11 protein-coding genes and 1 tRNA gene are annotated in these 13253 nt (G+C 59.6%); 2 read left to right on the top strand and 10 right to left on the bottom strand.

Going from position 1 to position 13253, the window contains the following annotated elements; all coding sequences use genetic code 11:
• Positions 1-38: 38 nt before the first annotated feature.
• On the bottom strand, positions 39-581 hold the full coding sequence (locus AC56LV_RS16790; protein WP_499559256.1) for a hypothetical protein: 543 nt from the start codon (positions 579-581) through the stop codon (positions 39-41).
• Positions 582-598: 17 nt separating this feature from the next.
• The gene (locus AC56LV_RS16785) at positions 599-1834 is read right to left on the bottom strand and encodes a phage integrase N-terminal domain-containing protein (RefSeq protein WP_499559254.1); all 1236 of its coding nucleotides are present in this window, start codon (positions 1832-1834) and stop codon (positions 599-601) included.
• Between the two features lie 927 nt (positions 1835-2761).
• On the opposite strand from AC56LV_RS16785, the gene AC56LV_RS16780 reads away from it, so the two are divergent.
• Both AC56LV_RS16780 and AC56LV_RS16775 read left to right on the top strand, forming a co-directional pair.
• On the top strand, positions 2762-3769 hold the full coding sequence (locus tag AC56LV_RS16780; protein ID WP_499559252.1) for a ParM/StbA family protein: 1008 nt from the start codon (positions 2762-2764) through the stop codon (positions 3767-3769).
• Positions 3770-3783: 14 nt separating this feature from the next.
• Complete coding sequence (locus AC56LV_RS16775) at positions 3784-4227, top strand: hypothetical protein (RefSeq protein WP_499559250.1); 444 nt, start codon at positions 3784-3786, stop codon at positions 4225-4227.
• Positions 4228-4470: 243 nt separating this feature from the next.
• Here the strand turns inward: AC56LV_RS16775 and AC56LV_RS16770 are convergent, their stop codons facing one another.
• The 8 genes from AC56LV_RS16770 to ybiB all read right to left on the bottom strand — a co-directional run bounded on the left by AC56LV_RS16770 (position 4471) and on the right by ybiB (position 13108).
• Positions 4471-4653 (bottom strand): hypothetical protein, encoded by a 183-nt coding sequence (locus AC56LV_RS16770; RefSeq protein WP_499559248.1) that lies wholly within the window; start codon positions 4651-4653, stop codon positions 4471-4473.
• A 707-nt stretch (positions 4654-5360) separates the two neighbouring features.
• Positions 5361-5439 (bottom strand) — tRNA-Ile (locus AC56LV_RS16765).
• A 112-nt stretch (positions 5440-5551) separates the two neighbouring features.
• Positions 5552-7807 carry an RNA polymerase sigma factor RpoD gene (gene rpoD, locus AC56LV_RS16760; protein WP_499503696.1) on the bottom strand — a complete coding sequence of 752 codons (2256 nt, stop codon included), beginning with the start codon at positions 7805-7807 and terminating at the stop codon, positions 5552-5554.
• A gap of 226 nt (positions 7808-8033) precedes the next feature.
• Positions 8034-9830, bottom strand: coding sequence for a DNA primase (gene dnaG, locus AC56LV_RS16755; RefSeq protein ID WP_499559246.1), 1797 nt, complete (start codon positions 9828-9830; stop codon positions 8034-8036).
• A gap of 121 nt (positions 9831-9951) precedes the next feature.
• Positions 9952-10401, bottom strand: a complete 450-nt coding sequence (locus AC56LV_RS16750; protein WP_183556374.1) for a GatB/YqeY domain-containing protein — start codon at positions 10399-10401, stop codon at positions 9952-9954.
• 127 nt (positions 10402-10528) lie between these two features.
• A complete protein-coding gene (gene rpsU / locus AC56LV_RS16745) occupies positions 10529-10741 on the bottom strand; it encodes a 30S ribosomal protein S21 (protein WP_005665410.1) in 213 nt (70 codons plus the stop codon).
• 95 nt (positions 10742-10836) lie between these two features.
• A complete protein-coding gene (locus AC56LV_RS16740; RefSeq protein ID WP_499559244.1) occupies positions 10837-12054 on the bottom strand; it encodes a BaiN/RdsA family NAD(P)/FAD-dependent oxidoreductase in 1218 nt (405 codons plus the stop codon).
• 73 nt (positions 12055-12127) lie between these two features.
• Positions 12128-13108 (bottom strand): DNA-binding protein YbiB, encoded by a 981-nt coding sequence (gene ybiB / locus AC56LV_RS16735; protein ID WP_499559242.1) that lies wholly within the window; start codon positions 13106-13108, stop codon positions 12128-12130.
• Positions 13109-13253: the final 145 nt, after the last annotated feature.

Below are 13253 nucleotides of genomic sequence, written 5' to 3'. Positions count from 1 at the left end.
GCATTAATGTGAGCAGGCCGAATATCCATGTACTTATCTCATTTGCCAGGCTCTTTGTAGAATGAGAACGACTTCGGGTCCCCTCCGCCCAAGTAACACGGGGTCGCAAGGAGCTCTTCGAACGGTTGTGTGCTCGGACAACTAGCCTTTGTCTCTGTGACAATCTTCATCGCTTCGCGCAGCAGGTCGGGCCAAATCAAGGGTATATAAACGTCGACAAGCCAAGCCCTGAGAGCATTGATCGCGTGCTCGCCCTTCGCTCTGAAGCAAATGACTGACATATTGAAAACGATCCCATCAGCGGTAGGGGCAAATATGGGATGCCGAAGGGGATGGCAATAGTAAGCCCGAGTGAACAGGTCCACGAGGTGCCAGCGGCTTGGGAACGCCAGTGACGCATCCGGCGCTGCAAACTCAAAATCTACACACTGCAGCCCCGTCTCCTCCTTCACTCCTTCGGTGATAGATTCGCTCAACATTCCCCATGAAAAAGGATACGAATGGGTTCGCACAAAGGGACATTGGTTTTTAAACAGAACGAAGGCAGCTTCGTCGAGAGTCGCGGTTTTATTACGGTCCAATCTACTTCTCCTCTGGTTTACAACAAAAAATCGTTTAACAGGGCCTCAGCCGAGGCGTGCAGCGCAAGCGGAATTTCGCGCCCCGGAGTCATCCATTCCACGCCGTTGCGATGAGCGTTCTTCGCCCACAGGATGTGAATCTGGTCTTCCGACAAGGCTAGGCCAAGGGCGCTCATCGTGTTCTGAATTAATCGGCAGTCGTTCACCCGCTCGACGGGGACATCGGGCAATCCGACCATCGCGAAAATCCGCAGCGCTTTCTGAATCGTCTCAAGAGCCTTATCGTCCGCGTTGTCGCGCCCACTAGTCTTGAACGAGCCGATGTAAGCGCTAGTGATGGACGGGCGGTTATGTCCTAACGCTTGCGCCACCTTCACCTTCACGACACCAACTTCGCCACCATCCAATTGCCCTGCGTCGCCGCCCATCGTGGGAGGCATCATTCCCAGCACGAGCGCATGGTTCTCCGCAAACTGCGCGCGCAACCCGTGTCCGGTCACGCCAGCGTCGGCTTTGGTGAAGCCAAACGAGGCCATCAGATTCTCGTAACGGCGAATGTTCTGCTCCAGGCTGGCCGCCTCGCCTGCCCGGGTGTGTTCCCATCCAAGGGGTTTGTTCTTTGGTACGCGAGCTTTGACGTAATTCAGGAGCTCGCGCTGAGCGGTGGACGCGATAGGAATGTTCCGCCAACGGCCGCCCTTCCCCATACCCGGGAAGACCTGCAGGTAATGGCCAAAGTCCTGCGCGTGCGGATTGCATTTCAGGACCTCTTCGCGCCGCAATCCGAAGCCCAGTTCGAGACGCAACATCAGGCCGAGGCGCTGTTCGCGCTCATCGACCTCGCGAAACTTCGCTACCAAATCAATTCCGTTCCCGGACCAAGACTTCGTGGTTTGTGCAGCAGAACGTACCTTCAGCAGTTCTGGGTCCACATCCGGTAAATATTTCTGAATAGAGCCGACCATGCCGGGCTTGCCGAGCATTGCGCAGAACACGCGCAGCCGCGACAGATCGTTCTGGATGGTCTTGGGCTTTTTGTGCTGGCAGTACCACCAATGCTTTACGAGCACTTCGATATGCCGTTCCCCGAGGTTCTTAGGATCCTGAATCTTGTAACCCAGCCCATGCCACTGCCTAAACGCTGCAAACACAACATCTTTTGTCAGGGTCTGAGTCCGTTCAGATGCCGCTTTGCCGTTGACCCGAAACTTACCGGTCGACTTCAAGGTTTCAATCACTTTGTTCTGCCACATGTGTCCCTCACAAAAAATATCGATACCTCTTATCGCCAAAGGCGGAAGCGCGACATGCTGAGCTGGCGGGGGTAAGGCTCCTGTCTTAAATAAACCGGTTTCGCGTCAGTGGGCCTTACTGCCAACCACTGATGCGCCGAACCCTCGCGGTAATCGGTCTCTCTTCCGAGGAAGAGAATTGAACGTTAAAGCGGTTCTCACTGCACATTCCCGGAGCTAGTCCGGGCCTTGAGGATGCGCGCCTCTACGTTGTGGAGAGACCAGTGGGAGCTGGCGTGATGGTCATAGGTGCCGTGCTGGGAAGCACATGCGGCCTAAGGGGTAACTAACCCGATCACGATGGTTGCAGTTGAGATTGGATGTGGCGCGCTCGGAATGACGAGCGGCTGTGGAGATGGAAAGAGGCGTACCGAAGGCGCTAACGGCTGGGCTAGGGAATTCGATCTGTGATCGAGTTTTCCCTGCCATTTCGCTAGAACACCGATGGCGACACGCTTTCGGGATCACTCTGTACCTATCTGTGAAGACCCGCGACGAGACTTCAGCCAGGCAAGAGCTGATTTTTTGATTGTAGATGGGTGTCCGCTATCGAGAGCAATAGCGAGACTGTGCCAAAAAGCTGGCTTTGTAAAAGCTGTTCTCTCTCATGAGACAGAACAACTGTTGGGAATTGAGGCATTGCCGGAGACCGACGATGCTTACTGTATCTCACGGGAAACTATCGTGTCAAGGGATAGCCGGCACCCGACGCGTCTTCTTGATTTCCGCGAGTACTGATAGGTAGTGACGGCGCAATTTTGAAACCGATTTTCCGACACGGAAGGAATTCAGGTTCCGATTGCAGCTCGGTGTCGCAAAGCCAGACCTGACTTGCGCACGCCGACTTCCCCGTTACTTTTAAATCTTTACCCATACCTGGAGTCATCAGTGGAAAACCTCTCGATCGCAATTGACGGCGGCCATTCAATGTTCAAAATACGCGCGGCCTCGCTGGCCTCGCCCGACAAGCGGTTCTCTTTCCAGATCCCGACCGTCGTAATGCCCGCAATCGCGCTGACGAACGAGCAAACCCGACAAAAAGCCGAGCTCGAGACTGTCGAGTTGGACGGCTGTCGATACTTCTTCGGCGAGACCGCGCTGCGGCAGGGCCGCTCCGAAGTCTATACAGGGCAAAACGCGGACTGGATCGAGAGCCCCCAGCACGACGCGCTGGTACTGGGGGCCTGGCGCAAGGCCATGCAGGCGTTCGGCAATCCGTCCGCCCGGGTTCATCTGGTGATGGGCTTGCCGGCGAAATTCGTCGGGCCGCAGCGCGACACGCTTCGCAAGCGCATCGCAGACTTGCTCATGCCGCGGCTCCTGCCGGGCCAGACGCTTAGAGTGATGGTCCAGAGCCAGGCGGACGCACCGCTGCAGTGGCTCTCGATCCAAAGTAACGGTAGCCCGCATTCGCAGCGAGACCTCGACAACGAAGCCTGGGGCGTAATCGAGATCGGCCATTACACCACTGACTTCGCCCTGTCTGATCAGGGTGCAATGATGGAGTACGCGGCCGTATCTTGCGCGGGAATGCACTTGGTCTATGACGGCATGTCCAGCGCGCTGGCGCAGGCCAAGCTGCCGACGTCCCTCGACGTGGTGGAGGCGGCAGTGCGCAGCGGCGGCATCAAGCACTTCGGGGAGCGGGTCGATGTGTCGCATCTGCTGCGGCAAGCAAAAGCTGGCTTTGAAGCGGTAGTGATGGATGAGGCCAACCGGGTGTTTGGCCAGAAGGCTGCAGTATTGGACGGGATCATCGTTGGGGGCGGCGGCGCCGAACTGCTCCTCGACAGGCTGAAACAACGGTACCCCAATGCTGTTTCCACCGATGAACCGCGGATGATGGTGGCGGAAGGCTTCTGCCGCCTCGGCTTGCTGTCCCTGCTTCAGTCGTGATCCCGGAACATTCCATGGCAGGACAAATGGAAAAGCCGCCAAAAATCGGCACCGAGATCACGGTTCGGATCAGCCTGACTTTTCAGGAGGCGCCGGACGTTCACACGCTACTGGCGATGACGCCGGTGCGCGAGCGAGGGAAGCTTGTACGTCTTGCACTTGAACGATATATCGCGGAGACAGGCCATCCGGCTGGTGATGTCGAACACCAGATTCAGGCGATCTCGACTTGGCTGAGGTCTCGGACGACGCATTCAGAAACGATCGTGGGCGTTGCCAATCAACTCGAAGTAGATCGCACCGTCAACGCTGGAAGCACCTTCGAGCATCACGACGTCCCAGCGCCCCTGCTGATGCGCAGTGATCTTGCTCCTACCGCGGCGATTGGTCGGAGTGATTCTGTTCCCGAGGAGATAGACGCGTCGTCGTCGTCCATCAAGCGGTGGCTCCAAGCCTAAGATAAGCAGACGGCCTGGTGCTCGACAAGGTCCGATACTCGTTAACCACCAGGCCACTCAGATTTACCAGTGTTTACCAAAGCTACCTAGAACTCGGTGGCGACTTAGTTTAGTCGGTCGTTGTCTCGACTCGTTATGCATCCTCGCGTCGCGCCACGTAGTTGAGCACTACCGCAGGGATCGGTCTCTATCCACCTTCTCCCGCACCCGGCTTGCGACCTCCTCGAGCGTTGCTGCGAACTGTCAGCACTCGCGCGCTGCGGCGATACCCTCGTCGACGTCCCGGGCTAGCACCTCCGGGTCTAGGAAGCGAGCGCGATCCTCCTGCGCCAGGCCAATCAGGTTGATTTCCAGCCCCAGCTTCGTGGCGCCCTCGGTGACATACGGCGCGACCTCGCCTGTTCGTCTACGCGTAATTTCTGCCACTTTTTGCCCCTGATTGTTGGTTTTTAAGCGCGCAGCTCCAGCACCACGCGATTTAGCGTCTTGTCGTTTTCCAGCTTCGCGTTCTGCTTATCGGATGGCCTTTTCAGTTTTCTTCTACGCGTTGTTCAGCTTCCTCAACTGATCCTTCGTCGTGCAGAGCTCTTCGTAGCGTTCTATGTACGCCTCGTGCAATATCAGGACGACTTGCGCCAGAAGATTGCCGATCTACAATCAAACCACAATTTACTTCAACAAGGGTATCTATGCCACTAATTTTGAACGACATGAGCGACGACGTTTTCGATGACTGGTTGCGCGATTTAGGGGTCCAAGCTCCAAGAGACGGTCTAGACGACGAGCGTCTAGTAGAGCTTGTAGGCACAGCGCTTCGGGAAGCGACGCCAGAAGGCCGCGCACAGAGCTTCGTCGACTTGGCGAATTTGTGTTATGCCATGGCTGACAAGACGTTGGGCTCACGGAAACCGTCCGCTAGATGTTTAAAGATTGTGGTAAGTGTCGGCCAACGCCAGTAGGCAGCAGCGGATGGCCCTGCGGAGCATCGCCGACCAGACGAATCGTCGGGTCGCGAGCCACGTAGTTGAAGAGATTTACTTACACAGCCGTTACACAGCTCAGAACGTTACACAATAAAGGAATCAGGGGCCGCAAGGAGAATCGCATAAGCCCCTGATTTTTCAAGGAAATTTTGGTAGGCCTCCCGTGAGTCGAACACGGCACCAACGGATTATGAGTCCGCTGCTCTAACCAAGCATGAGCTAGAGGCCCAGAAACTGGGATAGTGGCAAGCAACTCGCCACCTGCCCATCAATGAAGATGATGAGCGAAGTGGCGAGAGCATATTGCCTTTAGTACAGGCGCGTCAAGCCCGCATCAACAATCAGCTGTTGTTCTCGAGGAAGCTCTTGAGCTTGTCCGAGCGCGATGGGTGACGCAGTTTGCGCAGCGCCTTCGCTTCGATCTGGCGAATCCGCTCGCGGGTGACGTCGAACTGCTTGCCGACCTCTTCCAGCGTGTGGTCGGTCGACATCTCGATGCCGAAGCGCATGCGCAGCACCTTGGCTTCGCGTGGCGTCAGCGAGTCGAGCACATCCTTGACTACGCCGCGCATCGAGGCGTGCAGCGCAGCGTCCGATGGTGCCAGCGTGTTGTTGTCTTCGATAAAATCGCCCAGATGCGAATCGTCGTCGTCACCGATCGGCGTTTCCATGGAAATCGGCTCTTTCGCGATTTTCATGATCTTGCGGATTTTATCTTCCGGCATTTCCATCTTGATTGCGAGCGTGGCCGGGTCGGGCTCGGCGCCGGTCTCTTGCAGGATCTGGCGCGAGATCCGGTTCATCTTGTTGATCGTTTCGATCATGTGCACCGGAATACGGATCGTGCGCGCCTGGTCGGCGATCGAACGGGTGATCGCCTGGCGGATCCACCACGTTGCGTACGTCGAGAACTTGTAGCCGCGGCGATACTCGAACTTGTCCACCGCCTTCATCAGGCCGATATTGCCTTCCTGGATTAGGTCGAGGAATTGCAGGCCGCGGTTCGTGTACTTCTTGGCGATTGAAATCACCAGGCGCAGGTTGGCCTCGGTCATTTCACGCTTTGCCTTGCGCGCCTTCATTTCACCGGCCGCCATCTGGCGATTGATATTGCGCAGGTCCGGCAGCGGCAGCACGACGCGCGCTTGCAGGTCGATCAGGCGTTGCTGGAGTTCCTTGATCGTCGGGATGTTGCGGCCCAGGATCGCGCTGTAGGCGTGGCCGGCATTGACTTCGCCATCCACCCATTCCAGATTGGTTTCGTTGCCCGGGAAGACCTTGATGAAGTGGGCGCGCGGCATGCCGCAGCGGTTTACGGCCACGTCGAGGATCTGCTTCTCGATGTGGCGCACTTCGTCGACCTGGCCGCGCAGCGTGTCGCACAGTTTTTCCACGACCTTGGCCGTGAAACGGATGCCCAGCAGCTCGTTCGAGATCGCGTCCTGCGCCTTGACGTAGGCTTTCGAGTTGTAGCCGTCCTTTTCGAACGCCTTGCGCATCTTGTCGAATTGCTGGGCGATCTCGGCGAACTTGGCCAAGGCCGTGACTTTCAGCGCTTCGAGCTGTTCGGCCGAGTAGCCGGCGGCGCCCGAGTTGCTTGGCGCCTCTTCTTCTTCCTCTTCGCCTTCGGCGTCTTCTTCTTCGTCCTCGTCGTCGTCAGACTCGCTGGCGACAGGCGCGGCGACCTGCGGCGTGTTGTCTTCGCCTTCCTGGTCGACCAGGCCGTCGACGATTTCGTCGATCTTGATTTCGTCGCTGTCGATCTTGGCGGCGGTGCCGATGATCTCGGCGATCGTCACCGGGCAGGCCGAGATGGCCTGGATCATGTCCTTCAGGCCGTCTTCGATGCGCTTGGCGATCTCGATTTCGCCTTCGCGCGTGAGCAGCTCGACCGAGCCCATTTCGCGCATGTACATGCGGACCGGATCGGTAGTGCGGCCAAAATCGGAGTCGACCGTTGACAGCGCAGCTTCGGCAGCCGCTTCGGCTTCATCGTCGCTGGTGGCGTTGGGGACGTTGTCGGACAGCAGCAGCGTTTCGGCATCGGGCGCGTGCTCGTAGACCGCGATGCCCATGTCGTTGAACGTGCCGATGATGCCTTCGATCGCTTCCGGATCGACAATGTTCTCGGGCAGGTGGTCGTTGATCTCGGCGTACGTGAGGAAGCCGCGCTCCTTGCCCGACTTGATCAGGGCCTTGAGCTTGCTGCGGCGCAGCTCGAGTTCTTCTTCGCTGGCCTCGGTATCGGACGAGAATGCATCCTTGAGCAGCGCCTTCTCTTTGGCCTTGCGGTCCTTGGCCTTGGCCTTGTCCGCAGCCTTGAGCTCGGCACGCTCGACCGCGTTCAGCGCGGCGATCTCGTCGTTTTCAGGGGTAAATTCTTTTGGCTTGCGACCGCGCCGGCCCGGCACTTTGACAGATGGCAAGACGTAGCCCGACGTATCGATGGCGGCAAGCGTGGCCGCATCGGTCGTCTGGTTGACAGGCGCCGAGGTCGCCGTACGCACCTCGGCCTTGTCTTGCGCGTTGTCGGCCTTGGCGGCGGACGTTCTCGTGGTCGTGGCAGCCACGTTGGTTTCGGGTTTCTTGGTTGGCACAGGCGCTTTCGATGTCACAACGACTAACTTTACGGTGGTTAAGAATAAAGTTTTGTTACCTTCATCATCCTGCAGGCACAAATCCATGCCCCGCTAACTAATACTCCACGCACGCAATTGAACCAAGAAGTGTTTCAACAGTTGCAATAGTTAGCGTTTTATTATAGCACGCACCCTTTCTTTTTCCAGTCGTGAGCGCCTTGGCCCACGGGGAGAAAGCCCGTGTTCATCGGGGTGCCATCGCCGCGGTGGCTTCACGTTCCAGAAGGTCCAGCTGGGCAGTAATCTCGCGATAGCGAGTACTGACCTGATCTGGGGTCAAGCCGGCAGAAAACAACTGGTTCAATTCTTCTCGTAACGAATCCATCTTGATTTGGCGTACCGAACTGAGCAGGACGATGCGATCGCCATCGACCTCGTTTTCGGGTTCGGCGGCGATTTCGGCAATCATGCCATCATACTCGTTAGTGACTTCATGCAACTGTTGTGACAGTGCGGCAAACGTGCCGTGCTGTCCAAGGGCCTGCGCGGTGTCGATCAGATGCCGCAGGCGATCGGCGCCCTCTTCGCCGAAATAGTCGAAGGCACTCAGCGCAACTTCGTCCAGTTCCAGCGCCAGGTGCGGATGCGCGACCAGGATACGCAGCATCTTGCGCTCCAGCCCTACCGGCTCGGGCCGGCCCTGGCGCGGCGGCGCACGGCGCGCGGTGGCCACTGGCTTGGACAACTCGAACAGGCTTTCGATCTCCGCCGGCGACGATTGCGTCATGCTGGCCAGGCCGCGCACGATCTGCAGGCGCAGGCTCGACGGCGTCATCGATTGCAGCAGCGGCTTGGCGTCGAACTGCGACTTGGCGCGGCCTTCCGGCGTGTCGAGATCGTGCTCCTGCGTCACTTCGCGCAGCAGGAATTGCGACAGCGGCATCGCATCGGCAATTTCTTGCTCGAAGGCTTCTGCGCCGCGCTCGCGCACGAAGCTGTCTGGATCGTGCTCTTGCGGCAGGAATAGGAACTTGATGGTCTTGTTATCGCTCACTTGCGGCAGGCACGCTTCGAGCGCGCGACGGGCAGCCTTGCGGCCGGCCTTGTCGCCGTCGAAGCTGAAGATCACATCGTCGGTCTGGCGCAGCAGCTTTTGCACGTGGGTACTGGTGCAGGCGGTACCGAGCGTGGCCACCGCTTGCGGGAAGCCCAGCTGGGCCAGCGCGACGACGTCCATATAGCCTTCGGTCACCAGCACATAGCCGGCGTCGCGGATTGCCTGGCGTGCTTCGAACAGGCCGTACAGCTCCAGGCCTTTCTGGAACAGCGGGGTTTCAGGCGAGTTCAGGTACTTCGGTTCGCCGCCGTCGAGCACACGCCCGCCAAAGCCGATGACCTGGCCTTTAGTATTGCGGATCGGGAACATCACCCGTTCACGGAAGCGGTCGTAGCGTTTGTGGCGGTTGCCCTCTTCGTCGACCTTGTCGATCACGAGGCCCGACTCGACCAGCACATGCGCCTCGTACTCGGGGAAGACGGCGCGCAGGCTGTCCCAGCCGGCCGGGGCGTAGCCCATGCCGAAGCGGGCGGCCACTTCGCCGGTCAGGCCGCGGTTCTTCAGATACGCGATGGCGTCCGGTGCTTCGCGCAGCTGGGCGCGGTAAAACGCGCACGCCTGCGTCAGCGCATCGGTCAGTGCCAGCGACTGCGCCTGCTGCGCGGCGCGCTGGGCCGGCGGGATCTTGTCGTCGACGTCGGGCACGATCATGCCGACGTTCTGGGCCAGGTCTTTCACCGCATCGACAAAGCCCATGCCCGAGTATTCGATCAGGAAGCCGATCGACGTACCATGCGCGCCACAGCCGAAGCAGTGATAGAACTGCTTGGTCGGGCTAACCGTGAAGCTGGGGGACTTTTCGTTGTGAAATGGGCACAGGCCCATGAAGTTCGCCCCGCCCTTCTTGAGCTGGACGTAGCGGCCCACGATATCGACAATGTCGACCCGGTTGAGCAAATCGGTGATGAAAGTTTGCGGAATCACTTGAGCTTACACAGTGTTTGTCTAGGGCCAGACTATACCGCAGCGCTTGCTGCAAATTGATATGCAACAAGTTGTCGTCCCTGCCCGAGGGTGAGCAGGGACGACGCGTTGCAGATGGCGCTTACGCGCCAGCCAGGGCTTTCTTGACCAGGCCGGAGACCACGGTCATGTCGGCGCGGCCAGCCAGCTTTGGCTTGAGCACGCCCATCAGCTTGCCCATGTCTTGCGGACCGGTCGCGCCGGTTTCGGCGACGGCCGCAGCGACTTCGGCGGCGATTTCTTCGTCCGACAGACCGGCCGGCATGTACGCCGACAGGATGACCATCTCGGCCTTCTCGATGTCGGCCAGGTCGGGACGGTTGCCGGCTTCAAACTGGCTGATCGAATCCTTGCGCTGCTTGATCATTTTTTCGATCACGGCCAGCACCTGGGTATCGTCCAGCTGGGTCTGCTCGTCGAGTTCCTTGCGCTTGACTTCGGAAATGATCAGGCGCACCGCTGCCAGGCGGCCGGTTTCCTTGGCGCGCATGGCGCTTTTCATGTCTTCGGTCAGTTGTTCTTTTAAGCTCATGGGATCTCCGTATTCAAAAGGGTGAAACGACAAAACCCGCTGCGGCGAAACCGAAGCGGGTTTGCGGACTTCAGCGACTCGCCGGGACTGGCAATGCCGTCACCGGGTCTTGGCCGTCTGAACTGTCTTAGTACAGTTTCTTCGGCAGTTGCTGGCTGCGGATGCGCTTGTAGTGACGCTTCACTGCTGCTGCCAGCTTGCGCTTGCGTTCTGCGGTCGGTTTTTCGTAGAACTCGCGTGCGCGCAGTTCCGTCAACAGACCGGTCTTTTCGATGGTGCGTTTGAAGCGACGCATGGCGACTTCGAACGGCTCGTTTTCTTTAAGGCGGATAGTGGTCATGTAAAAATCAAACCGTTGGATTTAGGGAAGAACGAAATTCTAGCATCGTTTGCAGTCCAGTGGAAGCTTTAATCACGAAGTGGTGTTTTCAAGTGTCAACTATTTGCCACCGCCAGACCGGCTGCCACACCCGATGCCCAGGCCCACTGGAAGTTGTAACCACCGAGCCAACCGGTCACGTCGACCGTCTCGCCGATGAAGTACAAGCCGGGCACATTGTTGGCCATCATCGTCTGCTGCGACAGGCCGCGGGTATCAACGCCGCCCAGCGTGACCTCGGCCTTGCGGTAGCCTTCCGAACCGGTCGGGACGATGGCCCAGCGGTTGATGGCGTCGCCCAGCGCGCGCAATTTCGCATCGGCCATGTCGGCCAGGCGCGCAGTAGCGTCAAAGCCATTGGCCGCGAGCAAGCCTTCGGCCAGGCGTGCCGGCAGCCACTGCGTCAACACATTGCCCAGCTGCTTTTTCTCGGTTTTCTTCAGGCCGATCAGCGTGTCGGCCACGTCCATTTCAGGCAACAGGTTCAGCACGATCGGCGTGCCCGGCTGCCAGTAGCTGGAAATCTGCAGGATCGCCGGGCCGGACAGGCCGCGGTGCGTGAACAGCAAGTCTTCGCGGAAGTGCCCTCCCCGGGCGCCCTTGCCTTTGCTGCTGCCGGTGCTGACCTCGACCTCGAGCGCGATGCCCGCCAGCGGCACGAACGGCTCCCAGCTCGGGCCGTCGAACGTCAGCGGCACCAGGCCCGGACGGGTCTCGATCAGTTTCAGGTCGAATTGCGTGGCGATGCGATAGCCGAGATCGGTCGCGCCGATCTTCGGGATCGACAGGCCGCCCGTGGCAACGACGACATTACCTACCAATAACTCACCGGCGTCGGTCTCGATGGCAAAGCCGTCGTCGGTCTTGCGCACACCGGCAACTTTGCACGGCATGCGCCACTCGACGCCGCCCAGGTCGCACTCGGCGCGCAGCATCGCGATGATCTGCTCGGCCGAATCGTTGCAAAACAATTGGCCGCGGTGCTTTTCGTGGTGGGCAATCCGGTATTTCTTGACCAACGCCAGGAAGTCTTGCGCCGTGTAGCGCGACAGCGCGCTGCGGCAGAAATGGGGATTGTTCGACAGATAATGCTGCGGCCCGGCATTGACGTTGGTGAAGTTACAACGTCCGCCGCCCGAGATGCGGATCTTTTCGGCCAGCTTGGCGGCGTGGTCGACCAGCACCACGCGCTTGCCGCCCTGCGCCGCCACGGCCGCGCACATCATTCCGGCCGCGCCCGCGCCGATTACCGCCACATCGAATTGATTTGCCATGCCTGCCACCACCTTTGCTCAACCCGCCATTGTAAGGCAGTGGCGGATTGGCGAACAGCGGCGCGGTGGGCCTTTACTCGGTCACTGGCAGGCTGCGCGCGCGGATCTTGCGCGAGACTTCGACGCAGTACGCCACCTGCGTGGCAATCGATGGCGGTACCGGCACCTCGCCGCGCAGCGCGGCGCCGATCCAGGCGGCCGTGGTGGCCGCATCGCGGCCGTCGGGCACGATCGCCAGATCATCGGTAGGCGCGTCGCGCTCGACCAGCAGGGCGCGCTGGCCGGCGTGGAACCAGTCAATACGCTGGGCGCGGTGCGGGTGGGCGACGGTTTCGCCCTCGGTGCCGCGCATCAGGAATGCGTCGCCCCGGGTTTCACTGTCGACGCCTTCGAAGTACTCGCCCAGTGTTACCAGGTATTCAGGGTGCGTGTACGAGACCAGGCGCAGCGCCGGGCCGTCGAATGGCTGCAGGATCTTGACGATGGTGTGGGTCGAATTGCGCACGCCCAGCACGCGGCGCAGCGCGAGCATGCGCGCCAGTTCCGGGGCCAGATGCTCGATCGGCATGAAGGCCACGCGGCCGTGGACGAATTCGTTGTGCACCTCGGCGCCGGTGGTCGCGTCGGTCACGCCCAGCTCGTGCAGGATTTCAGCCGTGGTGACGCGCCCCGGATCGTTGCTCACGCCATGCACCAGCACCGGCACGCCTTCGCGCGCCAGCAGCAGCGCCAGCAACGGCGTCAGGTTGGCCAGCTTGCGTGAACCGTTGTAAGTGGGGATCGATACCGGCGCGAATTCGCCGCGTGGCGCCGGCAGCGGCGTGAACGCAGCGCTCGCTGCATCCATGAAGCCGGCCAGCTCGTCGACCGATTCGCCCTTGATGCGCATGGCGAGCAAAATGGCGCCCAGTTCGAGGTCGGACACGCGGCCCTCGAGGATGGCCGCGTACAGCCGGTGCGCGTCGTCGCGCGTCATGCTGCGCGCCCCTTTCACGCCGCGGCCGATTTCCTTGATGAAGGGGGCTGCGACAAAGCGTTCGATATCGGTAGTCATGACAAAAGGATACACGGGAACGTCGCACTCCGGCAGCACGCACGGGTGCAGAGCGCTGCCCGACGCCGCCATTTGGGGCCGCGCATGTGCACATACAGCAATTTCCGCTTACACTGATCCATCCCCCAAAAGAAATATAGATCGC

The organism is Telluria sp. RB2R28 (genome assembly GCF_059685835.1).
Note: the sequence above shows the minus strand (reverse complement) of the source record. Positions and strands in the feature narration are given on the sequence as shown.

Bases quoted from the DNA above. Each gene is read 5' to 3' on its own strand.
- AC56LV_RS16775 (WP_499559250.1), top strand. From the start codon at position 3,784: ATGGCAGGACAAATGGAAAAGCCGCCAAAAATCGGCACCGAGATCACG.
- ybiB (WP_499559242.1), bottom strand. From the start codon at position 13,108: ATGACTACCGATATCGAACGCTTTGTCGCAGCCCCCTTCATCAAGGAA.
- AC56LV_RS16740 (WP_499559244.1), bottom strand. From the start codon at position 12,054: ATGGCAAATCAATTCGATGTGGCGGTAATCGGCGCGGGCGCGGCCGGA.
- AC56LV_RS16750 (WP_183556374.1), bottom strand. From the start codon at position 10,401: ATGAGCTTAAAAGAACAACTGACCGAAGACATGAAAAGCGCCATGCGC.
- rpsU (WP_005665410.1), bottom strand. From the start codon at position 10,741: ATGACCACTATCCGCCTTAAAGAAAACGAGCCGTTCGAAGTCGCCATG.
- AC56LV_RS16785 (WP_499559254.1), bottom strand. From the start codon at position 1,834: ATGTGGCAGAACAAAGTGATTGAAACCTTGAAGTCGACCGGTAAGTTT.